We start from the raw sequence: 22,581 nt of genomic DNA on the forward strand, positions 1-22,581 counted from the left end.
GCTAAGCAGACTTGCGTTGGCAGGCCAACGCTTCGTCCGCTTAGGTTCCTGATTGATCGCAGATTTTTGCCGCCGAACCGGTGACCACTTCGGCGAAATCTGCTGAGGCGTCCTCTCTTCCCGCATCCCGAGGCCGCGCCGCGCATCGCCGTCTCCCCCGCTCGCCTCGTCCCAGCCCGTGCCCGGCTGCGCCGCGGTCCTCGCCCGGGACGGGGCCCCCTGCCACGCCGCAACCGGCGGCCCCCCTCGCCTTGGGAAGACCGCGCGATGGCCGGGAACATCATTTACGGCGACTGTGAACCGTGCGATAGGTCGTTGATATTGCCAGTTATTCCGTGGCTGGAGGGTACCCACCCGCCCCCGACTTGCTCTAGGATGACGCCCGCAAGGACCGGACCCAGAGACGCCACGGTATGACCCAACCGACGCCGCCAATCGCCCTGATCGCGGATGACGACGATTTCTTCCGCCTCGCCGTGGTGGCGATCCTGACCCGCAGCTTCGGCTTCTCCGAGGTCGTCGAGACCGGTTCCCTCGACGCGGCGCTCGACCAGCTCTCGACCCGCCGGGGCGCCGTGACCCTGGCACTGTTCGATCTGGCGATGCCCGGCATGGAGGGCCCCGGGAGCCTGAGTGCGGTGCGCGAGTGCTTCCCCACCGTGAAGGTGGCGGTGGTCTCGGCCTCCACCGAGCGCAACAAGATCCTCACCGCCCTCGAGGTCGGGGTTCACGGCTACGTTCCGAAAGGGATCGGCTCGGCCGAACTGACCCGGGCGGTGGGCATGATCCTCGATGGCCAGATTTTCGTGCCAGCTTCCCTGGCCGTGCTCGACGGCGCGGGGCCGAGGCCGGCGCTCGAGGCGCGGGGTCCCGCCGTCGACGGACGTCACGACGGACGGACCGACGGGCGCCAGCTCCGCATCCCCGACCTGACGCCGCGCCAGCGCGACGTGCTGGCGCTCCTGGTCGAGGGGCGCTCGAACAAGGAGATCGCCCGGCGCCTCCAGCTCGGCGAGGGCACCGTCAAGGTCCATATGGCGGCGCTCCTGCGCAGCCTCGGGGTGCAGAACCGCGCCGCGGCAGCGGTGGTCGGGGCCCGTCTGCTGGCCGACTGAACGCGGCTCGCCCCGTCGTCATTACAATCGCGACGAACCCGACACACCGCAGATTTGCAATAATATAGCATCATCTGCGCGGTCCCGGCGGATCGTTAGCCTTTCGCAGAATGTGCGCTCCTGTCGCACCGCATCAGGCACGCCTCCATCGGTATGTCTGTCGGCGGCGCCCGGGCCACTTGGCGATACTGCCCCTGGGTCAGCTTGTTAGAATGGTTTTTATCTTGACACTGATGGACAATTTCGTATCAGGTTAACATGTGTTGGGGAGGCGCCAGTGGGAGGACGCCTCGCCGGGTATTGAGCGACTGCTGCGTGATGGAGCGCAGCCGCGAGACGGAATGCGGCGGGAACGAATGATGGATCGGGAAGCGATCGGAGCCGAGACCATCAACGCGACCCTGGACGCTTTGCTGACCTTGCCGCCCTTGCGGAAGTCGCCGCAACTCTCCGCTTTCCTGACCTACGTCGTCCGGGAGAGCCTGGCCGGGCGCGGGAGCCTGCTGAAATCCTACACCATCGCGACGGATGCGCTGGGCCGATCGACCAGCTTCGATCCGGCAACCGACGCGATCGTGCGGGTGGAGGCGCGGCGCCTGCGCCAGGTGCTCCAGCAGATCTACTCCGATCCCGCCTGTCCGCTCGAGGTTCGCATCGATCTGCCGCTCGGCCGGTACGAGCCGAGCTTCCGGCAAATCGCGACGGTGGCCGGATCGACGGCGCCGGGCGATCAGCCCGCGCTGGCGGCGGGGGCCGCGCAGGAGAGCGAGCAGCGCTACCGCGCCCTTGTGGAGGCGAGCGCGGCGGTGGAGTGGCGCTCGCGCCCGGACGGCAGCCTGATCCAGACCTTCGGCCTGAGCGCCCGCACCGGCCTCACCGATGCCGAGCTTCAGGGCTTCGGCTGGCTCGACACCCTGCACCCGCATGATCGCGCCGGCGTCGAGGCGCTGTGGCGGGCCTGCTGCCAGAGCGGCACGCCGCTGGACGCAACCTTCCGCGTGCGCCACCGCGGCGGCCGGTACCGCTGGATGCTCGGCCGCGCGGTGCCGCTCGAGACCGCCGAGGGCACGATCCGCGAATGGGTCGGCACCATGGCGGATATCGACGAGCAGATCCGGGCCGCGGAGGCCCTGCGCACCAGCGAGGAGCGGCTGCGCCTCGCCATGGCGGCGGCCGAGTTGATGACCTGGGATATCGATCTGGCGACCCGCGAGGTCAGCTGCTCGGAGATCGGCGTGAGCCTGATGGGCGTGACGACCGGCCCGCTCGATGAATTTCTCGCCATGATCGTGCCGGAAGACCTCCCGAGGGTGCTGGCGAGCCTCGAACCGGCCTTGCGGGGCGAGGGAACCTACGACGCGCAATACCGCATCATCGACCACGAGGGCCGGATGCGGTGGCTCTCGGCCCGGGGCAGCCTGGCGACGGCGCCCGACGGCAGCATCCGGCTCCTCGGCGTCGCCTGCGACATCTCCGACCGCTATGGCAATCCGCGCCACGCCGACGACCAGCGGATGTCGGCCTGACGGGGCCCGCGGCCGCGGCTCAGGCCGCGGCCCTGTCCGGTCGAGGGCCGCGGGGCGCCGCGGCGCGCTTGCGGGGGGCTTTCGGCGCCGGTTCCTTCGCGGCGAGCCCCTTGGACACCGGCCCCTTCGGCGCCGGTGGAGCGGTGCGCTCGACCCCGTGCCACCAGCCCTGCCAGCTCCAGCCGCCCGGCCCCGTGACTGCGTAGAGCACGAAGCCCGCGGCGAGGCCGAGCTGGGCGAGGAAGAGTTCCTGCTCGACCCGGGCGACCGCGCCGGAGAACTCCCAGAACCGGTGCAGCAGCAGCCCAGCGGCCACCGCGTGGAGGGCGAGGCCAAGTCCGACGAGGCGCGGCAGCAGCCCGAGCGCCAGCAGCAGCGGACCGAAGAGGCCGATCACCACCGAGGCGGTCGCGACGGCATTCGGAGCCGGCATCCCGGTCGCGGCGAGCGTCAGGGCGAAGCCCGAGGGATTGAGGGCCCGCCCGATCGCCGCCGGAAGCAGGGCGGAGGCGAGGAGCAACCGCCCGGCGAGCAGGATTCCGTCGTTACGCACAGCCACCCGCCCCCTCATCCGATGCCAGGACGGTGGCGCGGGACCGGTTAAGAGGGCTCTACCGGAGCCCGCTCCCGAACAGCCGGCCGTGCTCGGTCCACAGCACCGTGGCGAGGGCGAGCCCGCTCAGGGCGCAGTAGCCCAGCGCCAGCGGGATGACGGTCCCGTCGAAGGACTGGCCGACCAGGAGGCCGCAGAAGGCCGCGAGCAGCGTGGTGTAGAAGCCGATGAACGACGAGGCGGTGCCGGCGATCGCCGCGAGCGGCTCCATCGCCAGGGCGTTGAAGTTCGGCATCGCGAAACTCATCAGAAACTGGCACGCCGCCAGGGTGGCGATCAGGAGCCAGAGGGGCGGCGTCCCGGCGAAGGCGAGGACCAGGGCGAGCTGGAGGCAGGCGGCGAGAAAAAGCCCGATCGTGCCCGCATGGGCGAGCCGCCGCATGCCGAGACGGCGCACGAGGCGCGCGTTGATCAGGGTCGCGACCCCCATCGCCCCGGCGATCAGCGCGAAGGCGACCGGGAACAGCGGCCCGAGATGGTAGAGGCCGGTATCGAAGACGGGTTGCGCCGAGCCGACATAGGCCATGATGCAGCCGGTCGTGAGGCCGAGCGCCGTGGCGTAGCCGAGGGCGGTCCGCGTCCGCACCGTGACGGCGATGCCCGCCCCGATCGCCCGGGCGGAGACCGGGCGGCGGAAAGCCGGGTGCAGGGTCTCGGGCAGGCGCGTGCCGAACCACGCGAGGGTGAGAAGCGCCAGCGCCAGCATCATGCCGAAGATCATGCGCCATCCGGCGACGAGGAGCACGGCCGCGCCGAGGGAGGGAGCGAGGATCGGCACGATGAGGAACACCATCATGCAGAACGACATCACCCGGGCCATGTCGCGCCCCTCGTGGCGGTCGCGCACGATCGCCACCGCGAGCACGCGGCCGGCCGCGCCGCCGATGCCCTGGATCGCCCGGGCGAGGAGCAGCACCTCGAAGCTCGGCGCCAGCATGGCGAGCACGCTGCCGGCGAGGTAGATGCCGATGCCGGCGATGAGGGCCGGGCGCCGCCCGGTCCCGTCCGAGATCGGGCCGTAGATGAGCTGGGCGGCACCGAAGCCCAGCATGTAGACGTAGACCAGGAGCTGGAGCCGGTTGGGATCCTGGACGGCGAAATCGTGCCGGATCGCCGGAAAGGCCGGCAGGAAGCTGTCGATGGTGACGGCGGTCAGGCCCATCATCAGCGCCATGAGGGCCACGAACTCGGCGAAGCCGGGGCCGGCCGAGCCCGAGTCGGTCCGGGTGGTCTCGGCGGGTTTCGCCTCGCCGCTCGCGCTGCTTGCCATGATCGTCCCGAGGGGCCGGCGCGCGGGAGGACGGCCGGTCACGGCCCCGAGCAGTGCCGGAGCCCGCCGGCTCCCGCAAGACGCGCCGGGGCATGGCAGCGATGCGGCCCATCCCGGCTCTCCGGCGGCGCGCCGACGGGACGTTCGGGTCACGGAAACCATGTGCCGCGACTCCCGGGGGGAGCGACCGGACGCGCCGGGACCCCTCCCTTTCGAGCCGCTTGATCGACGTGCAAAACTCGGCCACGTGGTTCGGCCTCGTGCGCGGCGTCACGATCCGGGCACCATCCGCTTCCCGACACCGGGCGCGAGGACGCCGCCCGCGATGCCCGATTCCCGCAAGGCCCCCTCGGCTGTTGACCCGGAGCCCGACCATGCCCGATGCTGGTGACCTGATCCACCCGGTGATCCTGTGCGGCGGGTCGGGGACGCGGCTGTGGCCGGCCTCCCGCGAGAGCTTCCCCAAGCAGTTCATCGCCCTCGCGGAGCCGGGACGCTCGTCGTTCCAGGCGACCGCTGCGCGGCTCCACGACTCCGCCACCTTCGCCCGGCCGGCGGTCGTCAGCGCCAACGACGCCCGCTTCCTCGTCGCCGAGCAGCTCGCGCAGGAGGGCATCGCGGCCGACATCCTGCTCGAGCCGTGCCGGCGCGATTCGGCCCCGGCGGTCGCCGTCGCGGCGCTTCACGCCGCCGCCCGCGATCCGCAGGCCCTGGTGCTGATCCTCGCCGCCGACCACGCGGTCGGGGACGACGGGGCCTTCGTCGCGGCCGCCCGGGCCGCCCGGGCCGGGGCCCGGGCCGGACACATCATGACGCTCGGCATCGCGCCGACCCATCCCTCCACCGCCTACGGCTACATCCAGCCGGGCGCCCCCCTGGCGGGCGCGGCCGGCACGGCCGGCGCCCGCACGATCGAGCGCTTCCTCGAGAAGCCGGACGCCGACCGTGCCGCCAGCCTGATCGCCGAGGGCGCCCTGTGGAACGGCGGCTACTTCCTGTTCCGTGCCGACGTGATGCTGGAGGAGCTGGCGGCCCACGCCCCGGCGGTGCTCGCGGCGGCGCGGGACGCCGTCGAGACCGCGACCCGCGACCTCGATTTCGTGCGGCTCGGCGAGGCGGCATTCGCCCGCGCCCCGCAGATCTCGATCGACTATGCGGTGATGGAGCGAACCGCCCGAGCCGGCGTGCTGCCGGTGAGCTTCCCGTGGTCGGATATCGGCACCTGGGGTGCGCTGTGGGAGGTCTTGCCCCGGGACGCCGACGGCAACGCGCTGCGCGGCCGGGTGGCGGTGCGGAACACCCGCAACAGCCTCGTCCATGCGTCGGGAGAGATCCTCACGACCGTGGTCGGCCTCGACGACGTGGTCGTGGTGACGACGGACGACGCGGTGCTGGTGACCAACCGCAGCGCCGGAGCGGAGGTGAAGGGCCTGGTCGAGGCCCTGAGGCGGCGGGGCGAGCCGGAGGCGGATGCCCATCGGCTGATGTACCGGCCCTGGGGCTCCTACCAGCGCATCGACATCGGCGCGCGCTTCCAGGTGAAGCGGATCACCGTGAAGCCCGGCGGACGGCTCTCGCTCCAGAAGCACCACCATCGTGCCGAGCACTGGGTGGTGGTGCGCGGCACCGCCGAGGTCACGGTCGACGGGGCGGTGCGGCTGGTCCACGAGAACGAGGCGGCCTACCTGCCGATCGGCTGCGTCCACCGGCTCGCCAACCCGGGCAAGATCCCGCTGGAACTGATCGAGGTCCAGGTCGGCAGCTATACCGGCGAGGACGACATCATCCGCATCGAGGACGTTTACGGCCGTGAAGGCGGCTGAGAATCCGGCAGGGAAGCCCCTCGGCATACCAAATGTGGTGCCAGGCGGATGGATGTGGCGCCGCATGTGGAGGGCGACGGCCCTCTCCAACGGATACGACGATCGACGAGGCCCTCGACCTAATTCGAGTGGTCTATGTCAATTCGGCGGCTTGGCTGAGGTCTGCGGATGGGCGCAAAGGTCGTCGTCGTTCAACCTTTGGTATAAAGAGCCTGATCGGTGCGGGATCCGATTCGGAAAGGCCAGGCCCCGTCGATGAGACGGGACATCCGTTTTGCCGGATCCCGGGTTGTCACGGCGATCGACTGTCGACGAATGGACCGTCAGGCTGATTGAAAAACGGACAACACCGATCACCTTGGGGCGGAAACGGGGTCGACCTTGAATCTCGGTGTTCCCGGAGGGCCGAGCCCGTCCGGAGCGACCATGGCGGTGCAGCTGGACTGGCTGCTGCGGTTCGACCCTGGCGTCGAGGCGCGGCACGAGGCGGAGCATGGCCGCGACCGCGTGGCCGGGCTTCGGCGTCTCGTCCTGTTCGGGATGATCATCTACAACTCCTACAATCTCTCGAGCTTCGCGGTGACGCCGGACATTGCCGGGCTGAGCGTCGTGGCCCGCCTGCTGGTGATCACGCCGATGTCGATCGCGGCCGCATGGCTGATCGCCCGCGTCGGGCCCGCCGCGCGCGAGAACATCCTCCTGTTCGGGATGATCGCCGCCGAGGCGACCCCGATCCTGCTGTTCTGGCTGACGCGGGCGCCTCTCGGCGACTACACGTTCGGCGAGGCGATCCTGGTCATCATCTTCGGCAACGTGCTGCTGGCGATGCGCTTCCGCCATGCGCTCGCCTTCACCCTCGTCTCGTGCCTGGTCGCTGCGGTGGCCGTCTCGACGAAACCGGGCCTCGACCCGGCCTTGCGCGACGTCCTGGCGATGCAGTTCGCCACCGCCTGCGGGTTCAGCCTCTACGCCAATTACCGGATGGAGCGGCTGCGCTGCCGGGACTATCTGCGGACCCTGACGGCCCAGCTCGCCTCGGAGGCCGCCGAGGCGGAACGCCGGATCTACCAGGGATTGTCGGGCACCGACGCCCTCACCGGATTGCCGAACCGCCGCGTCCTCGACGAGACCGCCGATCTCTGGTTCGGCGAGGCGGGCACGGCCGCCGTGCTGATGATCGACATCGATCACTTCAAGCCGCTCAACGACACCCTCGGCCACCCCGAGGGCGACGCCTGCCTGCGCCGGGTGGCGGCCCTATTCGCCACCGTCGCGTCGGGCCCCGACATCCTGGCCGCCCGGTTCGGCGGCGAGGAATTCGTCGTCATCATGCGGGATGCCGGGGGGGCGGAGGCGGCCCGGCTCGCGGCCGCCCTGGTGCGCGCCGTGGAGGCGCTCGGCATCGTCCATCCCGGACGCCCGGACGGCCTCGACGTGGTCACGATCAGCGTCGGCGTCGCGCTCAAGCCCGCGGGCGCCGCCGGCCTACGGAGCGCGCTGTTCGCCGAGGCCGATCAGGCCCTCTACGAGGCCAAGCGCCGGGGGCGGAACCGCTACGCCGTCGCGCCGGGAGCGGATGGCGCAACCGCCGCGACATCCGCCTGATCGGCGGAACTCGGGTGAGCCTCCGCGGCGTCGCCGCGTTACCGCCGCGTGCAGCGCAGGGCTTCGCGCTGGCAGGCGAAGCCCGGGGTCGAGCAGTGGAGGCCATCGCCGTCCCGGGTGCAGACGCGGCAGGAATCGGTCCATTCGCGGCAGCCGGGATCCTCGGCCGGGGACGTGGCGACCGGCCGGGGGGCTGTCCCCCGGGCCGGTGCGACATGGGCCACGAGAACCGTCGCCAGGGTGGCGGCAGCGGCGATCCAGGCGAAGGCGGCGTCGCGGGAGCGGTCGGGTCGGAAATCGGCCATGCCGGGGGTCCTCACCCGCCGCTCCGCGCCTGTCAATCCGGCTCCGTCTATTCGGCCGCCCGGAGGTCGGGCGCGCGCACGCCGGCGGCGGCGAGCCGGGGCGTGGCCGCGGCCTCGGCCACCGGCAGGTCCTGCTCCTCGGCGAGGACCACGAAGCGTCCGGCCTCGCCGTCATAGACCAGCAGGTGCCCGGTCTCGATCTCGAACAGCCAGCCGTGCAGGGTGAGCTGGCCCGCGGCCAGCGCGCTCGCCACCGACGGGTGGGTGCGCAGATGGTTGAGCTGCGCCAGCACGTTCTCCATCGCCAGGGCATGGAGGCGGCGCTTGTCGTCGATGTCGTCCGGGTAGGCGTCGCAGACGATCTTGCGGGCGGCCTCGCCGTGGCGCAGCCAGGCCGCCACGCTCGGCATCGTCTCGGTGAGGCCCGGCGTGAGCAGGCCCTTCATGGCGCCGCAATCCGAGTGGCCACAGACCACGATGTCGCGCACGCCGAGCGCCATCACCGCATACTCCACCGCCGCGGTCACGCCGCCCATCATCGTGGCGAATGGCGGCACGATGTTGCCGACGTTGCGGGTGACGAACAATTCTCCCGGGCCCGCCTGGGTGATCAGTTCCGGCACGACGCGGGAATCGGCGCACGAAATCACCAGGGCCTTCGGCTTCTGGCCGTCATGCACAAGGCGCTGATAAACCGAACGCTGGCTCGGAAACACCTGCTCGCGGAACTGCGTGAACCCCTGAACAATATTGTCCATCATCGGCAATCTCCTCTCTGCGGTCGCAGCGGCACGGGCCCGCCGGGGCCGCACCATGATGCCGAGAACGTCGCGAGAGGCCGCCGGGTTGCTCCGGGGCGGCGCCTCTCTCGCTGCGTCATCTGGCCCGGCGGCCGGCCGGGATGAGACGGCGGTCCTCGACCGTGACCGCTGGTCGGCGGCCGGCCGGCCTGCGTTGACGGCGCGGCGATTTCTGCGACGAAGGGGCGGCCGCGCATCCCCGGAGACCACCCCCGCCATGCACCCGCACACCTTCCTCTGCGTCGACGCCCATACCTGCGGCAACCCGGTGCGTGTGGTCGCCGGCGGGGCACCGGTCCTGCCCAACGTGCCGATGGGCGAGAAGCGGCAGATCTTCGTCGCCGAGCACGATTGGGTGCGCCGGTCCCTGATGTTCGAGCCGCGCGGCCACGACGCGATGTCGGGCTCGATCCTCTACCCGTCCTCCCGGGAGGATTGCGAACTCGGCGTGCTGTTCATCGAGGTCTCGGGCTGCCTGCCGATGTGCGGCCACGGCACCATCGGCACCGTCACGGTGGCGCTCGAGCAGGGCTTCGTGGTGCCGCGGGTCGAGGGGCGCTTGTCCCTCGAAGTCCCGGCCGGCAAGGTCGAGGTCGAGTACCGCCGCAACGGCCGCTTCGTCGACGAGGTCCGCCTCTACAACATTCCGAGCTACCTCCACGCCGCCGACGTGCGGGTCGAGGTGCCGGGCCTCGGGCCGCTGACGGTCGACGTGTCCTATGGGGGCAACTTCTACGCCATCGTCGAGCCGCAACCCGGCTGGGGCGGCCTCGACGCCATGACCTCCGCCGACATCCTGACCTGGAGCCCGAGGGTGCGCGAGGCGGTGCAGCGGGCCGTCGCCCCGGTCCATCCCGAGGATCCGCGCATCCAGGGCCTGAGCCACGTGCTATGGGCCGACCGCCCGAAGCACCCGGAGGCCCATGCCCGCAACGCCGTGTTCTACGGCGACAAGGGCATCGACCGCTCGCCCTGTGGCACCGGCACCTCGGCCCGGATGGCGCAGCGGGTCGCCAAGGGGCTGCTGCGGGTCGGCGAGGATTTCGTCCACGAGAGCATCATCGGCACGCTGTTCCACGGCCGGGTCGAGGCGGCGGCGGAGGTCGGCGGGCGCCCCGCCATCCGCCCGAGCATCGGCGGCTGGGCCCGGGTGATCGGCCACAACACCATCCTGGTCGACGAGCGCGACCCTCTCGCCTTCGGCTTCCAGCTGACCTGAGACGGGCGGGGCGTTCTACTGCGACGCCCCCTCCCCGATCATCGTGAAGCCCCGCGCCTCGAAGAAGCGCCGGGCGGCCTTGCTTCTCAGATAGGCGAGGAAGCGAGCACCGCCCTCGCCCTTGGCCTCCGCCGTCACCGCGAAGGGATAGACCACCGGCGGGTGGCTCCCTTCTGGGAACACTCCCACCACCTTCACCCCCGGATCCGCCTTCGCGTCGCTCTCGTAGACCACGCCGAGCGGCGCCTCGCCGCGGGAGACGAGCGCCAGGGCCGCCCGCACGTTGTCGGCCTGGGCAAGCCGCGGCTGCACCTGCGCCCACAGGCCGAGTCTCTCGAATGCCGCCTTGGCGTATTTGCCGATCGGAACCGAACTCACCTCGCCGGTCGCGAGCCGGCCGTCGGGCCCGAGCGCCCGGGCGAACCAGTCCGGCGTGAACGACGCCTCGGCCACTGTCGCATCCTTCGGCGCCACCACGACGAGGCGGTTGGCGAGCAGGTTCACCCGCGTCTCGGGCCGGATCAGCGTGCGGGCGGCGAGGTAGTCCATCCAGTCGAGGTCGGCGGAAGCGAAAAGGTCGGCCGGCGCGCCCTGCTCGATCTGGCGGGCCAGCGCCGACGAGGCGGCGTAGCTCGCCCGCACCGGGATTCCACTCTCGGCCGTGAAGGCTTTGCCGGCCTCGTCGAGGGCGTTCTTCAGGCTCGCGGCCGCGAACACCGTCGCGGGCTCCGCCGCCGAAGCCGGGGCCGCGAGGAGGAGCAGGCCTAAGCAGACTTGCGTTGCCAGGCCAACGCTTCGTCCGCTCAGGGTCTTGTTTGATCGCAGATTTCTGCCGCCGAACCGGCAACCACTTCGGCGAAATCTGCTTAGGGCCCAGAGGGCCCGGGCAGGGCACATGGCAGGAAGTCCTTCGCACGTCGCGACCCGCAGGTCGGGGCCGCTCCGTTATATGCCGCCATGCATAGCGGAGGCCAGAGGCCGCTACTGCCAGAGGCCGGCCTTGCGCGCCTTCGCATTCGCTTCCGCCGCCTGCAATTCCGGCGGTGCGCCCGCCGCGGCCCGACCCGCCCCGTTGAACAGGACGACCTCGGAGAGGTCCTGGTCCCCGGTGCGGCAGCGGTAGAGATCCGCCCCGCCGGCCGGCTGGCACGTCACCTCGCGCCGACGCAGGTACTGGCGGAACTCGCGGGCGAAGGCACCGCCCTGACCCTCGACGCCGGCAAGCCGCACGCTCTGTCCGTCGAGACGCAGCCGGCCGGTATCGATGACCCGCGGCACGCCGCGCAAGGACGGCGTCGCGGCCGGGCGCTCGTCGGGGCTCTGCCAGGCCAGGCGGCCGACGCTGCGGGCCGTGCTGCCGGTCTCGCGGGCCGCCTCGCGCGCCTCGGCCACCGGCGCCGGGCGGGCCTTCGCCACCTGGGCCGCCAGATCCTGGAACAGTGCCTCGGGCCCGTCTCCGGCCCCGTTCTCGGTGGTCGTGCCGGACAGGGAGATGCCGACCAGGAGATCGCCGACCGGGCCGACGAACATCCCGTCCCGGCTGGCCGGATCGTCGGCGCCCTCCGGGGGGCGAGCGAGGCTGGCGAGCAGCGTGAGCAACGCTCGTCGCCGCTCCGCCGCCGGCATCGGCCCGGCGACGAGCCGGTCGTAGACCGGCCGGCCGTCGCGGTCGAGATGGCGCAGGCTGGCGCTCGCGGCGCGGCGGGCCTCCGGCGTCGGGCCGAGCGGAGCGCCGCCGGCGACGACCGCCCGCACGCCGCCATCGGGACCGAGGACCAGGAGGCCGGCCCGGGCGGCGCCCCGGCCGGCAGCGTCGAGGCGGCGTTCGACCGCCTTCTCGGCCATCGCCTGAAGGTCACGGTCGAGGGTCGTGCGCAAAACCGCCTCCCGCGGCGGCTCGGGGCCGAGACGGTCGGCGGCGGCGGCCAGGACGAGGTCGGGGACGCCGCTGCGGGTCACCGGCGTGGTGCCGGCAGGGCTGAGACCGTCGAGGGTGCGGCTGGCCTCCGCCGCCTCCGCCGCGCTCAGCGTCCCGCGCATCACCATGCCGTCGAGCACGGCGTGGCCGAGAGTCCGGATCGCCGCCACGTCCCGGTCGGGCCGGAGATCGGGGTTCAGGCTCAGCCCGGCGAGATAGGCCGCCTCGGCGGTGCCGAGGGCTGCGGCCTCCTTGCCGAACAGGATTCTGGCGGCGGCGTCGATGCCGGTCAGGCCGGGACCGAACGAGGCGAGGCCGAGGGCACGGGCGAGAATCTGCCCGTCGCTCTCCCGCGCGGAGAGCCACAGGACCAGGATCGCCTCTCGCACCCGGTCGGCGAGGCTGCGGGCATCCCCGGGAGCGGCTCCGATGAGGTCGTGGCGGACCAGGCGCTGGGTCAGGCGCGGACCACCCGAACGGGGGCCATCGCTGATCGTGTCGCGGAAGGAACGACCGACCACCGCCGCGATGCCCCCGGCATCGAGCCGGTACTCGTCCTCGAACCACGGATCCTGCGCGGCCAGGAATGCCTGACGCATGGCCGGCGCCACCGCCTCCAGAGGCAGCAGCTGCCCCTGCACCAGCCCACGACGGGCGACTGGCGTGCCATCCTCCGCCTGCACCGTGATGGTACGGGGCGTGGGCTGCGTCCCGCCTAAGGGCGGCAGCGTCGCGGCGCACCAGCCGAGGAAGACCGCAGCGCCTCCGAGTGCACCCAGGCCCGCGAGCACCAGGGCGCGTCCCCAGGGCAGCGCCCCGGCCCGCCGCGCCGCGCCGGCGACGCGCGACGCGAGCGGATGGGCGCCCACGCGCCCGGCCGCGTCCTGCCATGCGGGGGCGACCCGGCGCAACGGCGCCGCGGCAACGGACATGGCCGGGTGGAGATGCCCGGCGATGGCGCTCCCGGCGCGGGCGGCGCCGGTGCGGATCTGGTCCAGGCCGGTCACGAGCCCCCGACCGACGGCGGAGACGCGGGAGGGAGCGGAAGCCCCCGGCCTCTCCGGCGGCCGCGCCGGTGGGCGCGACAGATCTATCCAGTCCCGCCCGGGCTGCGTCGTCATCGGCTCCGCCACCATCCTGTCCGCTCAACTCCCGTCCCGACGCAGCCGTGCCCATCACGCCGATGCAGACGGCGCAACGGCTACGGTCTCCAGCAACGTTGGCGTTGCGGAAACAGTTCCGCGCCGGCAGGACCGCGCCTGCGCAAAGACCCGCGCCTGCACACAGACCGGCCTCCGGTCAGTCAGAGGGATGTCGCGCGCCGTGGCGGCACGTCTTCGCCCGCATGATCGGCCATCTTCAGGCAATTACGTCAGATGACGCGCGAATAATCTTGAACTATATTTTACTATCAGCATCTCAAGCATCATCGAAGCGCCATCGTGTTCATTCCGGCGCGCGTGAGGCCAACTGGCCCTGAACAGATTGACAGTCGGACGGCCCGCGCGGCTGCTCGGCACTTTGGCCCATGCGCAGAGGACCGGGAGTCCGGGCATGGGTTGAGCGCCGGGGCGCGGCCGCGACATGGGCCGGTCCCGCGCCGAGCCGGGCGCCGGCAGCACGCAGACTGACCGGGCGGACAGCACAGACGGATCGCGCGACCGCGACGAGACCACCAGCACCGCATGGATCGCCGCGGCGACCGGGCGGACCGCGTGGCGGGCAAGGAGTACCGCACCGGGTTGCGGCAATGGACCGCCCGGGTCCCGATGCGATTGTGCTGATCCGGGTCATGCGCTACCGCCGAGGATCTGCGGGCCGCCCCCGTTCCGCCCGGTTGAGGCCGCAGGGATATGGCCGACCATGCCGCGGCGTGCGGGACGTGTTCGGGAGGACCAGGATGCCGGGGCGTGCGCCCATCTCCATCGTCGGCCCGGGCGGTCCACCCGTCCGCGTCGCTCCGTCCGTCCGGCTCGCCCCGGCCGGTGCCCCCATCCAAGCCAGCCGAGCAGAGTCGACGCACCGATGCTGAAGACCGCCATCGTCGCGGCGCGGGACCGCCAGCGCCTCCAGGAAATCGCCGGCATCCTGATCGGGTTCGGGGTCAACAAGGTCGTCGATCGGCTCGGCCTGCGGTCGATCCCGCGGCTCGCCTGGCGCAGCACGCCCGCGGTCGACCTCGCCCGCCTGTCCCAGCCCGAGCGCCTGCGCCGGGCGATCGAAGCCCTGGGGCCGACCTTCATCAAGCTCGGCCAGGTGCTGGCGAGCCGCGCCGACCTGCTCGCCCCGCAATGGACCGAGGAGCTGGGCAAGCTCCACGACAAGGTCGCGCCCCTGCCCTGGGACGTGATCCGTCCGCAGCTCGAGGCCGATCTCGGCGCCCCGCCGGCCGAGATCTTCTCGGAATTCGACACCAACCCGATCGCCTCGGCGTCGATCGCCCAGGTCTATCGCGCCCGGCTGGAGACCGGCGAGGAGGTGATCGTCAAGGTCCGGCGCCCGGGCTTGCAGAAGATCATCGAGGCGGACCTGCGGCTCCTGTCGCACGCCTCGCGCATCGTCGAGACCGAATGGCCCGAGATGTCCCGCTACCGGCCGACCGAGCAGATGCGTCACATCGCCAACGGCCTGCGGGAGGAGCTTGATCTCGCCAACGAGGGCCGCAACTGCGAGATGCTGGCGGCCCTGTTCACCGATCGCGAGGACGTCGTCTTCCCGAAAGTCTATTGGGAATACACCTCCGAGCGGGTGCTGGTGCAGGAATTCATCCACGGCATCCCGCCGACGGACACGCGGCGCCTGGAGGAAGCGGGGCTCGACCGTAAGGTGCTGGCCCAGCGCGGGGTCGACGCCTTTCTGCAAATGGCGCTGATCGAGGGCCTGTTCCATGCCGACCCGCATCCCGGCAACCTGCTGGCGATGTCTGGCAACCGCATCGCCTTCATCGATTTCGGGATCGTCGGGCGGCTGTCGCAGCGTCGGCGTTCGCAACTGCTCGTCCTCATCGGCGCGATGCTGCAAGAGGATGCCGACGGGCTGATGGCGGTGCTGCTCGACTGGACCGGCGCCAGCAATCCGGACCTGACCCGGCTGGAAGCCGCCTCGCAGGCGTTCGTCACCCGCCACAACGGCGCGACGCTCAATCTCGGCCTCGTGCTGACCGACTTCATGACCATGGCGCGCGAGAACGATCTCGCGATGCCGACCGACCTCGCGATCCTCTTCAAGGGCCTCGTCACGGCGGATGGCGTGATGCGCCAGCTCGACCCGGCCTTCGACCTGTTCGCGGCCGCAGGCCCGACGGTGAGCCGCCACATGCGGCAGCAATTCTCGGTCAAGGACCTGAAGGGCCGGTTCCAGGGCCTGGCGACGGGGCTCTACGGGGCAGCCTCCGAATTGCCGACCCTGATCCACCTGATGCTGGTGCGGCTCAAGCAGGGCCGGGTCACGGTCGAGATCGAGCTCAAGGGCATGGACAAGCTGACCCGCGGCATCGAGCGCGCCGCGGCCCGGGTGGCGGTCGGCCTCGTGGTGGCGGCCTTCGCCACCCAGCTCGCACCGCGGCTGATGGAGCACGGCACCCCGGCCTTCGCCACCATCGGCATCCTGGTCCTGACGATCGGGATCGGCTGGATCCTGCTCCTCGCCCGCAACCGCTGACGACGAACAGGGCCGCCCCGCTGCCGGGACGGCCCCCTGCCCTGTCGCCGGGCGCGCTTCGCTCAGGCGGCGAGGCGGCGGTTGCGCTTGCGGGCGTGCAGGTCCTGCGCCGCCCGGGTGGCATGGCGCGGGCTGCGGAAGATCTGGCCGTCCAGGGTCTGGAAGTCCGGATGGGCGGAGAAGAAGCGGAAGCCGTCGGTTTCGGGAACGACGATGCCGGCGGAGGTCTCGCCGACCTCGACGATGCGGGCAGGCTGCATGGGCGTGTGTCTCCGGTCGCGGCCGCCGCTCGGGGCGCCGCGGAAATTCGGTCTCGGGTCGAAGCTCAGCAAAAGTCGGGCCGTCCTTGCGCGGCCCAGGCGGACGGCGCGCCCCTCAGACGCGGCGGCCGCCGCGGCGACACGGTGTCCGGGAAACCAGAACGGCGCAGCCGGCGACGGGGGGGCGGCAGGTCAGCATCGCTGCAATCTCCGGGTTGGACCACTGGCGCCGGGCGGGCGCCAGGGTGCTTTAGCGTTTGGTCTCGCGGCGCAATCGCCTCAAATCACCGCGGCGCCGGGGGCCGTGCGATCGACCCCGGATGCCCAGGAAGAATCGGCCGAATGGGCATCTCTGTCAACGAGAATGTTCTTTTTATAGAACAGCTTGAAAGACAAGGCGCTTTCCCTTGCACCCTCTGCCCGAGAAGAAAGCGATAGGCCGACTCGGTCCGGCGCCGTCGCCTCGCGCACGACCGAGAATCGTTCTATAAAACAAACAAGGCGGCGCAGAGCGGTCTGGCGCATCATCGCCGGGTGGCGCAGGATACGGTCCTGGACGGACCGGAGAATGCCGATGTCGGACGCTCCCCACGATCACCCCCATCCTCATGCCTCCTCTCACGACGGACCGCGCTGGAAGCATGACGGCGTCCGGGTGATCACGGGCGACAAGCTCGACCCCAATACGGCGCAGACCCCCGGGATGTTCCGTCAGGCGGCGATCAACCACGCGCGGGTCGGGGCTCAGAAGATCTGGGCCGGCACCGTGGCGATCGAGCCCGACGCCAAGACCGGGGTCCACCATCACGGCGCGCTCGAGAGCGTGATCTACGTGGTGCGCGGCCGCGCCCGGATGCGCTGGGGCGAGCGTCTCGAATTCGTCGCCGAGGCGGGCCCGGGCGACTTCATCTACGTGCCGCCTTACGTGCCGCACCAGGAGATCAACGCCTCGCCGGACGAGGCGCTGGAATGCGTCCTGGTGCGCTCGGACAACGAGGCCGTGGTGGTCAACATCACCGACATTGAGCCCGTCGAACGGCCGGACGCCGTCTACTGGATCGATCCGATCCACACGCATCCCTGACCCCATGCGCCCGCGGAGGGCATCGACAACGCAGGAGAATAGTCCGGGTTCCATGCTGCCGGTTTCGAGAGCCCGCAGTTTCCCATGGAGCGATGTCGCAGATTTCGCCTCGATCCCGGACCGTCTTCATTGAGGCGGCAGCGGATCGGCCGGGCGGGGGGCGGAATCCGGGGCCAGGCAGGACAGTGCCCCCCGCGCATCACGTCTCAGGACGACTTGCAGGTCCGGGATTTCCGGGCGGTGCTTAACCCCCTGTTAAGCACGCTGCGCGACCCTCGGGGCAATTCCTGATCATCCCGAGGTTCCCATGCCCGCCCCGCAGGCCCGCCTGCCCTTCTCGGACGACTGCCCGGTCTCCCTCGACGTGCTCGGCACGCTCTATCGCGGCGACACGGAGGCGGTGGAAACGGTCCTCGCCGACATCCCGTCGGCGACCCGCGCCCGCCTGGCAGCCTACCTGTACGGCAAGAGCCACCTTCATGCCCTCGGACTGCGCGTCGCCTCCGCCTGCACCGAGACCGACCTCGTGCGGGTGGCCGGCCATGCCGGGGCCGTGCTGTTCGCCCAGTCCCGCACCGCCCCGCCCGCCTCCGAGACCCGCCCGACCGGCCAGCGCCGCATCAGCCTCGCGGGCAGCCGCACGGTGGCCTGACATTGGCCTGTGGGCCGTGCGGGTTTCGCCGGCTTCAGCTTCTCGCCGTTCCCCGCTTGTGGTTCGGCGCGAACCCGTGCTATTGCCCCGCCTGCGCTGGCGATGGCGCCCGCGGAGAGGTGGCAGAGCGGTTGAATGCACCGCACTCGAAATGCGGCATGGGCGCAAGTCCATCGGGGGTTCGAATCCCTCCCTCTCCGCCAAACTTGCTAAAAGCTCAATCATTCCGGTAAGTTGCTGTCCCGCAACGGTTTTGTACGGCCCGCTTGGTACAAACGGGTGGTACAAATGCCCCTACCGATGGCCCGTTCCTGGAAGCACCACAACGGCGTCTACTACGCTCGCAAGGGCGTGCGGGCCCACCTGCAGGCGCTCGTGGGCAAATCGACCGTGATGGTCAGACCTCGGGACGAAGGACTCCGACGAAGCCCGCCGGCTGCACCCCGAGGCGATCCGCGAGATCCAGGAATGGTTGGCGGCGCTTGAGGCCGGACCGAAGGAACTGAGCGAGCGAGAGGCTCACGAACTCGCCTCCCGTGTCCGCGACGACTGGGTCGCCCTTCACCGCGATAATCCGAGCCGCAACCCGTGGCGGACCGATCTCTTGGAGCGCCTGTGGTGGAACAGGAGAGCCGGACTGTGGGGTCGGCCTGACCTGATCCATCAGGTGCTGCATGGCGAGTACGCCGATCGTGGTGAGAACGGGATGGAGGTGCTTTGCTACGAGCAGGCCGATCAGCTCATCGAAGCAACGGGCTTGCCCGCCTCGACCGCATAGGCCACGTCGCGAGCGAGGTGCGCTGGGTGTATGGTCCCGGAGTGAGGTGGTGCGGGTCGATGTTGGACCGGTCTGGATCTTTGGTCCAGGCCTGACAGATGGTTTGGGACGGGGTTTTCCAGCGTAGCGCCTTGAGGTGCTTGGCGAAGTTGTAAGCTGTGACGAAGGCCAGCACGTGCGCCTTCAAGCTCTGCAGGTCATCGTCGTGGAAGACCTTGACGGTCGCATCCTTGATCGTCCGGTTCATGCGTTCAGCCTGACCATTGGTCCAAGGATGGTACGGTTTGGTCAGGCGGTGTTCGATACCATGCTCGATGCAGACGCGATCGAAGATATGCGGACCTAGAAAGCGCCGGCTCGGCCCTGTCCTGTTTTTTGGCAGATCAGCGAAGGCCATGCCATTGTCGGTCAGGACCGTGTGGATCTTGCAGGGAACGGTTGACACAACGTTCCGGAGGAACGCCGATCCTTCGATCTTACTGGCACTCTCGTGGAACTCGACGTAGGTGAACTTCGAGACGCGGTCGATCGCCAGGAACATGACCAGCTTGCCCTGGGCATGGCGCGCCTCGCCGCTGTCGATATGCACGTAGCCGATCTCGTAAGTCTTGAACCGCTTGCGCGTCTGCGCCGTCTCGGCTGCCGGAAGACGAGAGATGCTGTGCCGTTGCAAACAACGATGCAGGGCGGAGCGACTGAGGCTCGGGATCGTGTCACGCAGGCAGGCCAGAACATCGTCGAGTGGCAGCCATATCCGCCGCCGGAACTCAACCACAATCGCTTCTTCGGCCGGTGTCAGGACCGTGCTTCTGGACGTCTTCGGTCCCATTGGCGCATCCGTCGTCACCGTCCGTTTGTGCCATTTCGCGACTGTCTTGGGGTTCAGTCCGTACTGGGCAGCAAACGCGCGGCTACTTTCTTGCGACGCTTGGAGCTCGGCTCGACTACGCGGTGCAGCCGGGAAGAACTCCTGCCATAGTGCATCCTCCGTCTGACGCGTCAGCGCCAATAATGCACCATCACACTCCGGGACCAAACATCTAGGTGGAAACGGCAAGGTGAGCAGGGATGGCTAAGCCCCGTGAACGGCGGCTCATACGGGTTTGCCACACGCCGATTTTTCACCCAGCCTTATCGAGCCGACATCCTGGCCCCGGCGTCGAGGCTGATCGTGGTCGCGTTGAAGTACGTGTTCTCGACGACGTGCCGCACCAGCATCGCGAACTCCGCTGCGTGCCCCATTCGCTGGGGAAACGCGAGATTGCGTTCGATGATGCCTTGTGCCACCGGCGGCGGCAGGCCCGCGACCAGCGGCGTCTCAAACAAGCCAGGGGCAATCGTAACGACCCGGATGCCGTACTCCGCCAGGTCGCGGGCCACCGGCAGCGTCAGGCCGACGATGCCAGCCTTGCTGGCGCTGTAGGCGGCCTGACCGATCTGCCCCTGTGTCGCCGCGCCGGACGCGGTATTGACGATCACCCCACGCTCACCGGTCACTCCGTCGGGGGCGTTGGCCGCCATGGCGACGGCAGCCAGGCGTATGAGGTTGAACGTGCCTGTCAGGTTGATCGCGATCACCTTGTCCCACACCGCCAACGGGAACGGTGTGCCGCGCGACACGGTCTTGGCCGCGTCGCCCACGCCGGCGCAGCTGACGACCACATGAACGGAACCGAACGCCGCGAGCGTCGCATCGATCCCGGCTTGAACGCTCGCCGCCTCCGTCACGTCCGCCGTCATGGTCACGACGCTGCCCTTGAGCGCCTCGTCCAGGTGCCGCAGCCGCTCCGCATCGCGGTCCAGCGCGCCGATGCGCGCACCGGCCTCCGCCAGGGCCCGGCAAGTCGCGAGACCAAGGCCCGAGGCCGCTCCGCTGACGACTGCAACCTTGCCGTTGAGGTTCATGCGCGAGCTCCATCGTGCCGGGCGAGAATGGTGACCACGGCTGCCGCCTCCTCCACGCCGTGGAAGCCGCCGCCGTTCTCCGCAACCGCCAGCCGCGCGCCCTCCACTTGGCGCGGTCCCGCCCGGCCGCGGAGCTGCTGCACCAGCTCGAACACCTGGCCCAGCCCGGTGGCCCCGATTGGGTGGCCCTTCGACTCCAGCCCGCCCGACGGGTTAACCGGAATGCGCCCGCCCAGGCTGGTTTCGCCGCGTTCGGCTATCCAGCCGCCCGCGCCGATCTCGCACAGGCCCAGGTTCTCCACCTGCACGATCTCCGCAAAGGCGGAGGCGTCGTGGACCTCGGCGACGGACATGTCGCCGGGCCCGACCCCGGCCTGTTCGTATGCCTTCAATGCCGCCACCCGGCACAGGTGGCGATCAAACGCATTCCAGGCCCGGTCGCTGCCGCTGGTCAGCACGCTCGCCAGCAGCTTGACGGGGGCCGCGTCCGGGAAGCGGGACAGGGCCGCCTTGGTGCAGAGGACCGCCGCGGCAGCGCCGTCGCTGATGGGCGAGCACATCGGCAACGTCAGCGGCCACGCGATCACCGGGCTGGCGAGCACCTCCTCGACAGAGAATTCCTTCCGGAACTGCGAGAGAGGGTTCATGGTCGAGTGATGGTGGTTCTTCGCCGACACCGCCGCGATCTGTCGCTGCGTGGTGCCGAACGCCTTCATGTGGCCCCGTGCCATGGAGGCGTACAGCTGCATGAAGGGCGAGTGGACGCCGGGCCCGATGCCCTCCGGCGGGGACACGCCCGCGCCGATGCCGGACAGGTTGGCCAGCACGGATTGCGTGTCATGCACGTCCCATGCGCCCTCGAAGATGGCCGAGGACTTGGTCTTGTCCGCGTCGTGCATCTTCTCGACGCCCACCGCGAGCGCCACCTCCGACATGCCGGCGCGCAGGCTGGCGACGGCCTGGTAGAGGGCCGTACTGGCGCTGGCGCAGGCGTTCTCGACGTTGATGATCGGCAGGCCCGAGAACCCCATCGCGCGCAGTGCTACCTGCCCGGCCACGGCGTGCTGGCCTTCCATGATCGCCTGGGTGGTGTTGGAGAAGAGCGCCAGCTCGATGTCGCCGACCGTGGCACCCGCGTCCCGGAGGGCGGCGGTCACGGCCTCGTTCACCAGCGACTTGACCGAGCGGTCCAGCATCTTGCCGAACGCGGTCATGCCGGCGCCGATGATGAAGATTTCCTCTGCCATGCGGTGTCCTCTGATTCATCGTCCCTGAAATGCCGGTTCCCGGCGTTCTGCGAACGCGGCGAGGCCTTCGTTCCGGTCGAAGCTCGCGGCGTAGCCGGCGTTGACGGCAAGCTCCCGCTCCAGCGCCTCCTCCAGCGTCCCGTCCAGGCTGGCCCGGGACAGTTCCTTCATCCGGCGCAGGCCGAGCGGGCTGCGCGCGGCGATCTCGGCGGCGACGAGTTCGGCAGCGGCGGGCAGTTCGGCATCGGGCACCACTTTGTTCACCAGCCCTGCCGCGACCAGCTCCGCTGCGGGCAGCAACGCCCCGGTGAAGAACAGCCAGTTGGCCCGCGACACACCGATCCGCCGGGGAAGGCGGGCGGAGGCGCCGGCGCCGGGCAGCAGGCCGTATTTCGCGTGCCCGTCGCCGATGCGGGCGGTCTCGGCCGCCAGAACCACATCGCAGCACAGCACGAGCTCCAACCCGCCCGCGACCGTCACTCCGTTGACCGCCGCGACGACCGGTTTGGGGCACGCCTCGATGCGCGACATGGTGGCGCTGGCCCGGCGCAGGAACGCCATCGTCGCCGCGTCCCGCTCGGCCATCGGCATGGCGTGGACGAAGGCGAGGTCGGCACCCGCGCAGAAGGCGCGACCGCACCCGGTGACGACGAGGCAGCGCACGGACGGGTCGGCCTCCACCTCGTCGAGGATGGCATGAAGCCGGTCCAGCATCGCGGGGCCGATCGCGTTCAACTCGCGCGGGCGGTTGAGGGTGATCCAGGCGGCCGGGCCGCGCCGGTCCAGAAGGGCATCCATGGC

21 protein-coding genes and 1 tRNA gene are annotated in these 22,581 nt (G+C 70.3%); 10 read left to right on the forward strand and 12 right to left on the reverse strand.

Annotation, left to right across the window (positions count from 1 at the left end; genetic code table 11):
- The first annotated feature begins 413 nt into the window (after nt 1-413).
- Nucleotides 414-1,115, forward strand: coding sequence for a response regulator (locus VP06_RS17645; RefSeq protein ID WP_048465095.1), 702 nt, complete (start codon nt 414-416; stop codon nt 1,113-1,115).
- Nucleotides 1,116-1,471: 356 nt separating this feature from the next.
- Nucleotides 1,472-2,641 carry a PAS domain-containing protein gene (locus tag VP06_RS17650; protein ID WP_245291217.1) on the forward strand — a complete coding sequence of 390 codons (1,170 nt, stop codon included), beginning with the start codon at nt 1,472-1,474 and terminating at the stop codon, nt 2,639-2,641.
- A 19-nt stretch (nt 2,642-2,660) separates the two neighbouring features.
- Here the strand turns inward: VP06_RS17650 and VP06_RS17655 are convergent, their stop codons facing one another.
- Both VP06_RS17655 and VP06_RS17660 read right to left on the reverse strand, forming a co-directional pair.
- Nucleotides 2,661-3,200: a DoxX family membrane protein gene (locus tag VP06_RS17655; protein ID WP_425350927.1), complete on the reverse strand. Its 540-nt coding sequence runs from the start codon at nt 3,198-3,200 to the stop codon at nt 2,661-2,663.
- Between the two features lie 52 nt (nt 3,201-3,252).
- Nucleotides 3,253-4,524, reverse strand: coding sequence for a multidrug effflux MFS transporter (locus tag VP06_RS17660; RefSeq protein WP_048465097.1), 1,272 nt, complete (start codon nt 4,522-4,524; stop codon nt 3,253-3,255).
- Between the two features lie 374 nt (nt 4,525-4,898).
- Between VP06_RS17660 and VP06_RS17665 the strand changes: the two genes are divergently transcribed.
- Nucleotides 4,899-6,347 (forward strand): mannose-1-phosphate guanylyltransferase/mannose-6-phosphate isomerase, encoded by a 1,449-nt coding sequence (locus tag VP06_RS17665; protein ID WP_048465098.1) that lies wholly within the window; start codon nt 4,899-4,901, stop codon nt 6,345-6,347.
- A 426-nt stretch (nt 6,348-6,773) separates the two neighbouring features.
- Nucleotides 6,774-7,952, forward strand: coding sequence for a GGDEF domain-containing protein (locus VP06_RS17670; protein ID WP_048465099.1), 1,179 nt, complete (start codon nt 6,774-6,776; stop codon nt 7,950-7,952).
- A 38-nt stretch (nt 7,953-7,990) separates the two neighbouring features.
- On the opposite strand, the gene VP06_RS17675 is transcribed toward VP06_RS17670, so the two are convergent.
- Nucleotides 7,991-8,257, reverse strand: a complete 267-nt coding sequence (locus VP06_RS17675; RefSeq protein WP_048465100.1) for a hypothetical protein — start codon at nt 8,255-8,257, stop codon at nt 7,991-7,993.
- A gap of 47 nt (nt 8,258-8,304) precedes the next feature.
- Entirely contained in the window at nt 8,305-9,015 is a 711-nt protein-coding gene (locus VP06_RS17680) for a carbonic anhydrase (protein ID WP_048465125.1), read from the reverse strand.
- A gap of 259 nt (nt 9,016-9,274) precedes the next feature.
- Between VP06_RS17680 and VP06_RS17685 the strand changes: the two genes are divergently transcribed.
- Nucleotides 9,275-10,276, forward strand: coding sequence for a 4-hydroxyproline epimerase (locus VP06_RS17685; RefSeq protein ID WP_048465101.1), 1,002 nt, complete (start codon nt 9,275-9,277; stop codon nt 10,274-10,276).
- A gap of 15 nt (nt 10,277-10,291) precedes the next feature.
- Here the strand turns inward: VP06_RS17685 and modA are convergent, their stop codons facing one another.
- Both modA and VP06_RS17695 read right to left on the reverse strand, forming a co-directional pair.
- Entirely contained in the window at nt 10,292-11,173 is an 882-nt protein-coding gene (modA, locus tag VP06_RS17690; protein WP_082167468.1) for a molybdate ABC transporter substrate-binding protein, read from the reverse strand.
- Between the two features lie 84 nt (nt 11,174-11,257).
- Nucleotides 11,258-13,201, reverse strand: a complete 1,944-nt coding sequence (locus VP06_RS17695; RefSeq protein WP_245291219.1) for a transglycosylase domain-containing protein — start codon at nt 13,199-13,201, stop codon at nt 11,258-11,260.
- A gap of 1,018 nt (nt 13,202-14,219) precedes the next feature.
- On the opposite strand from VP06_RS17695, the gene VP06_RS17700 reads away from it, so the two are divergent.
- Nucleotides 14,220-15,854, forward strand: a complete 1,635-nt coding sequence (locus VP06_RS17700; protein WP_048465103.1) for an ABC1 kinase family protein — start codon at nt 14,220-14,222, stop codon at nt 15,852-15,854.
- A gap of 62 nt (nt 15,855-15,916) precedes the next feature.
- Here VP06_RS17700 and VP06_RS17705 read toward each other — a convergent pair whose 3' ends face one another.
- Together VP06_RS17705 and VP06_RS36470 are read right to left on the reverse strand one after the other, a co-directional pair.
- Entirely contained in the window at nt 15,917-16,114 is a 198-nt protein-coding gene (locus VP06_RS17705) for a hypothetical protein (protein ID WP_048465104.1), read from the reverse strand.
- Nucleotides 16,115-16,393: 279 nt separating this feature from the next.
- On the reverse strand, nt 16,394-16,642 hold the full coding sequence (locus tag VP06_RS36470) for a hypothetical protein (protein WP_156295661.1): 249 nt from the start codon (nt 16,640-16,642) through the stop codon (nt 16,394-16,396).
- Between the two features lie 46 nt (nt 16,643-16,688).
- Here VP06_RS36470 and VP06_RS17710 point away from each other — a divergent pair, with 46 nt between their 5' ends.
- The 4 genes from VP06_RS17710 to VP06_RS36475 all read left to right on the forward strand — a co-directional run bounded on the left by VP06_RS17710 (nt 16,689) and on the right by VP06_RS36475 (nt 18,628).
- Entirely contained in the window at nt 16,689-17,198 is a 510-nt protein-coding gene (locus VP06_RS17710) for a cupin domain-containing protein (RefSeq protein ID WP_048465127.1), read from the forward strand.
- A gap of 307 nt (nt 17,199-17,505) precedes the next feature.
- Entirely contained in the window at nt 17,506-17,850 is a 345-nt protein-coding gene (locus VP06_RS17715; RefSeq protein WP_048465105.1) for a hypothetical protein, read from the forward strand.
- A 113-nt stretch (nt 17,851-17,963) separates the two neighbouring features.
- A tRNA-Ser gene (locus tag VP06_RS17720) sits at nt 17,964-18,053 on the forward strand.
- Nucleotides 18,054-18,322: 269 nt separating this feature from the next.
- Nucleotides 18,323-18,628 (forward strand): hypothetical protein, encoded by a 306-nt coding sequence (locus tag VP06_RS36475; protein WP_156295662.1) that lies wholly within the window; start codon nt 18,323-18,325, stop codon nt 18,626-18,628.
- Here VP06_RS36475 and VP06_RS17730 read toward each other — a convergent pair.
- From VP06_RS17730 to VP06_RS17745, 4 genes are all read right to left on the reverse strand, one after another.
- Entirely contained in the window at nt 18,591-19,631 is a 1,041-nt protein-coding gene (locus VP06_RS17730) for an IS481 family transposase (protein ID WP_425350928.1), read from the reverse strand. The genes VP06_RS36475 and VP06_RS17730 overlap by 38 nt on opposite strands.
- 128 nt (nt 19,632-19,759) lie before the next feature.
- A complete protein-coding gene (locus tag VP06_RS17735) occupies nt 19,760-20,533 on the reverse strand; it encodes an SDR family NAD(P)-dependent oxidoreductase (RefSeq protein WP_048465107.1) in 774 nt (257 codons plus the stop codon).
- Entirely contained in the window at nt 20,530-21,780 is a 1,251-nt protein-coding gene (locus VP06_RS17740; protein WP_048465108.1) for a thiolase family protein, read from the reverse strand. Before VP06_RS17740 ends, VP06_RS17735 begins: the two co-directional genes overlap by 4 nt.
- 15 nt (nt 21,781-21,795) lie before the next feature.
- Complete coding sequence (locus VP06_RS17745; protein WP_048465109.1) at nt 21,796-22,578, reverse strand: enoyl-CoA hydratase/isomerase family protein; 783 nt, start codon at nt 22,576-22,578, stop codon at nt 21,796-21,798.
- Nucleotides 22,579-22,581: the final 3 nt, after the last annotated feature.

The organism is Methylobacterium aquaticum, assembly GCF_001043915.1.
Lineage (GTDB): Bacteria > Pseudomonadota > Alphaproteobacteria > Rhizobiales > Beijerinckiaceae > Methylobacterium > Methylobacterium aquaticum.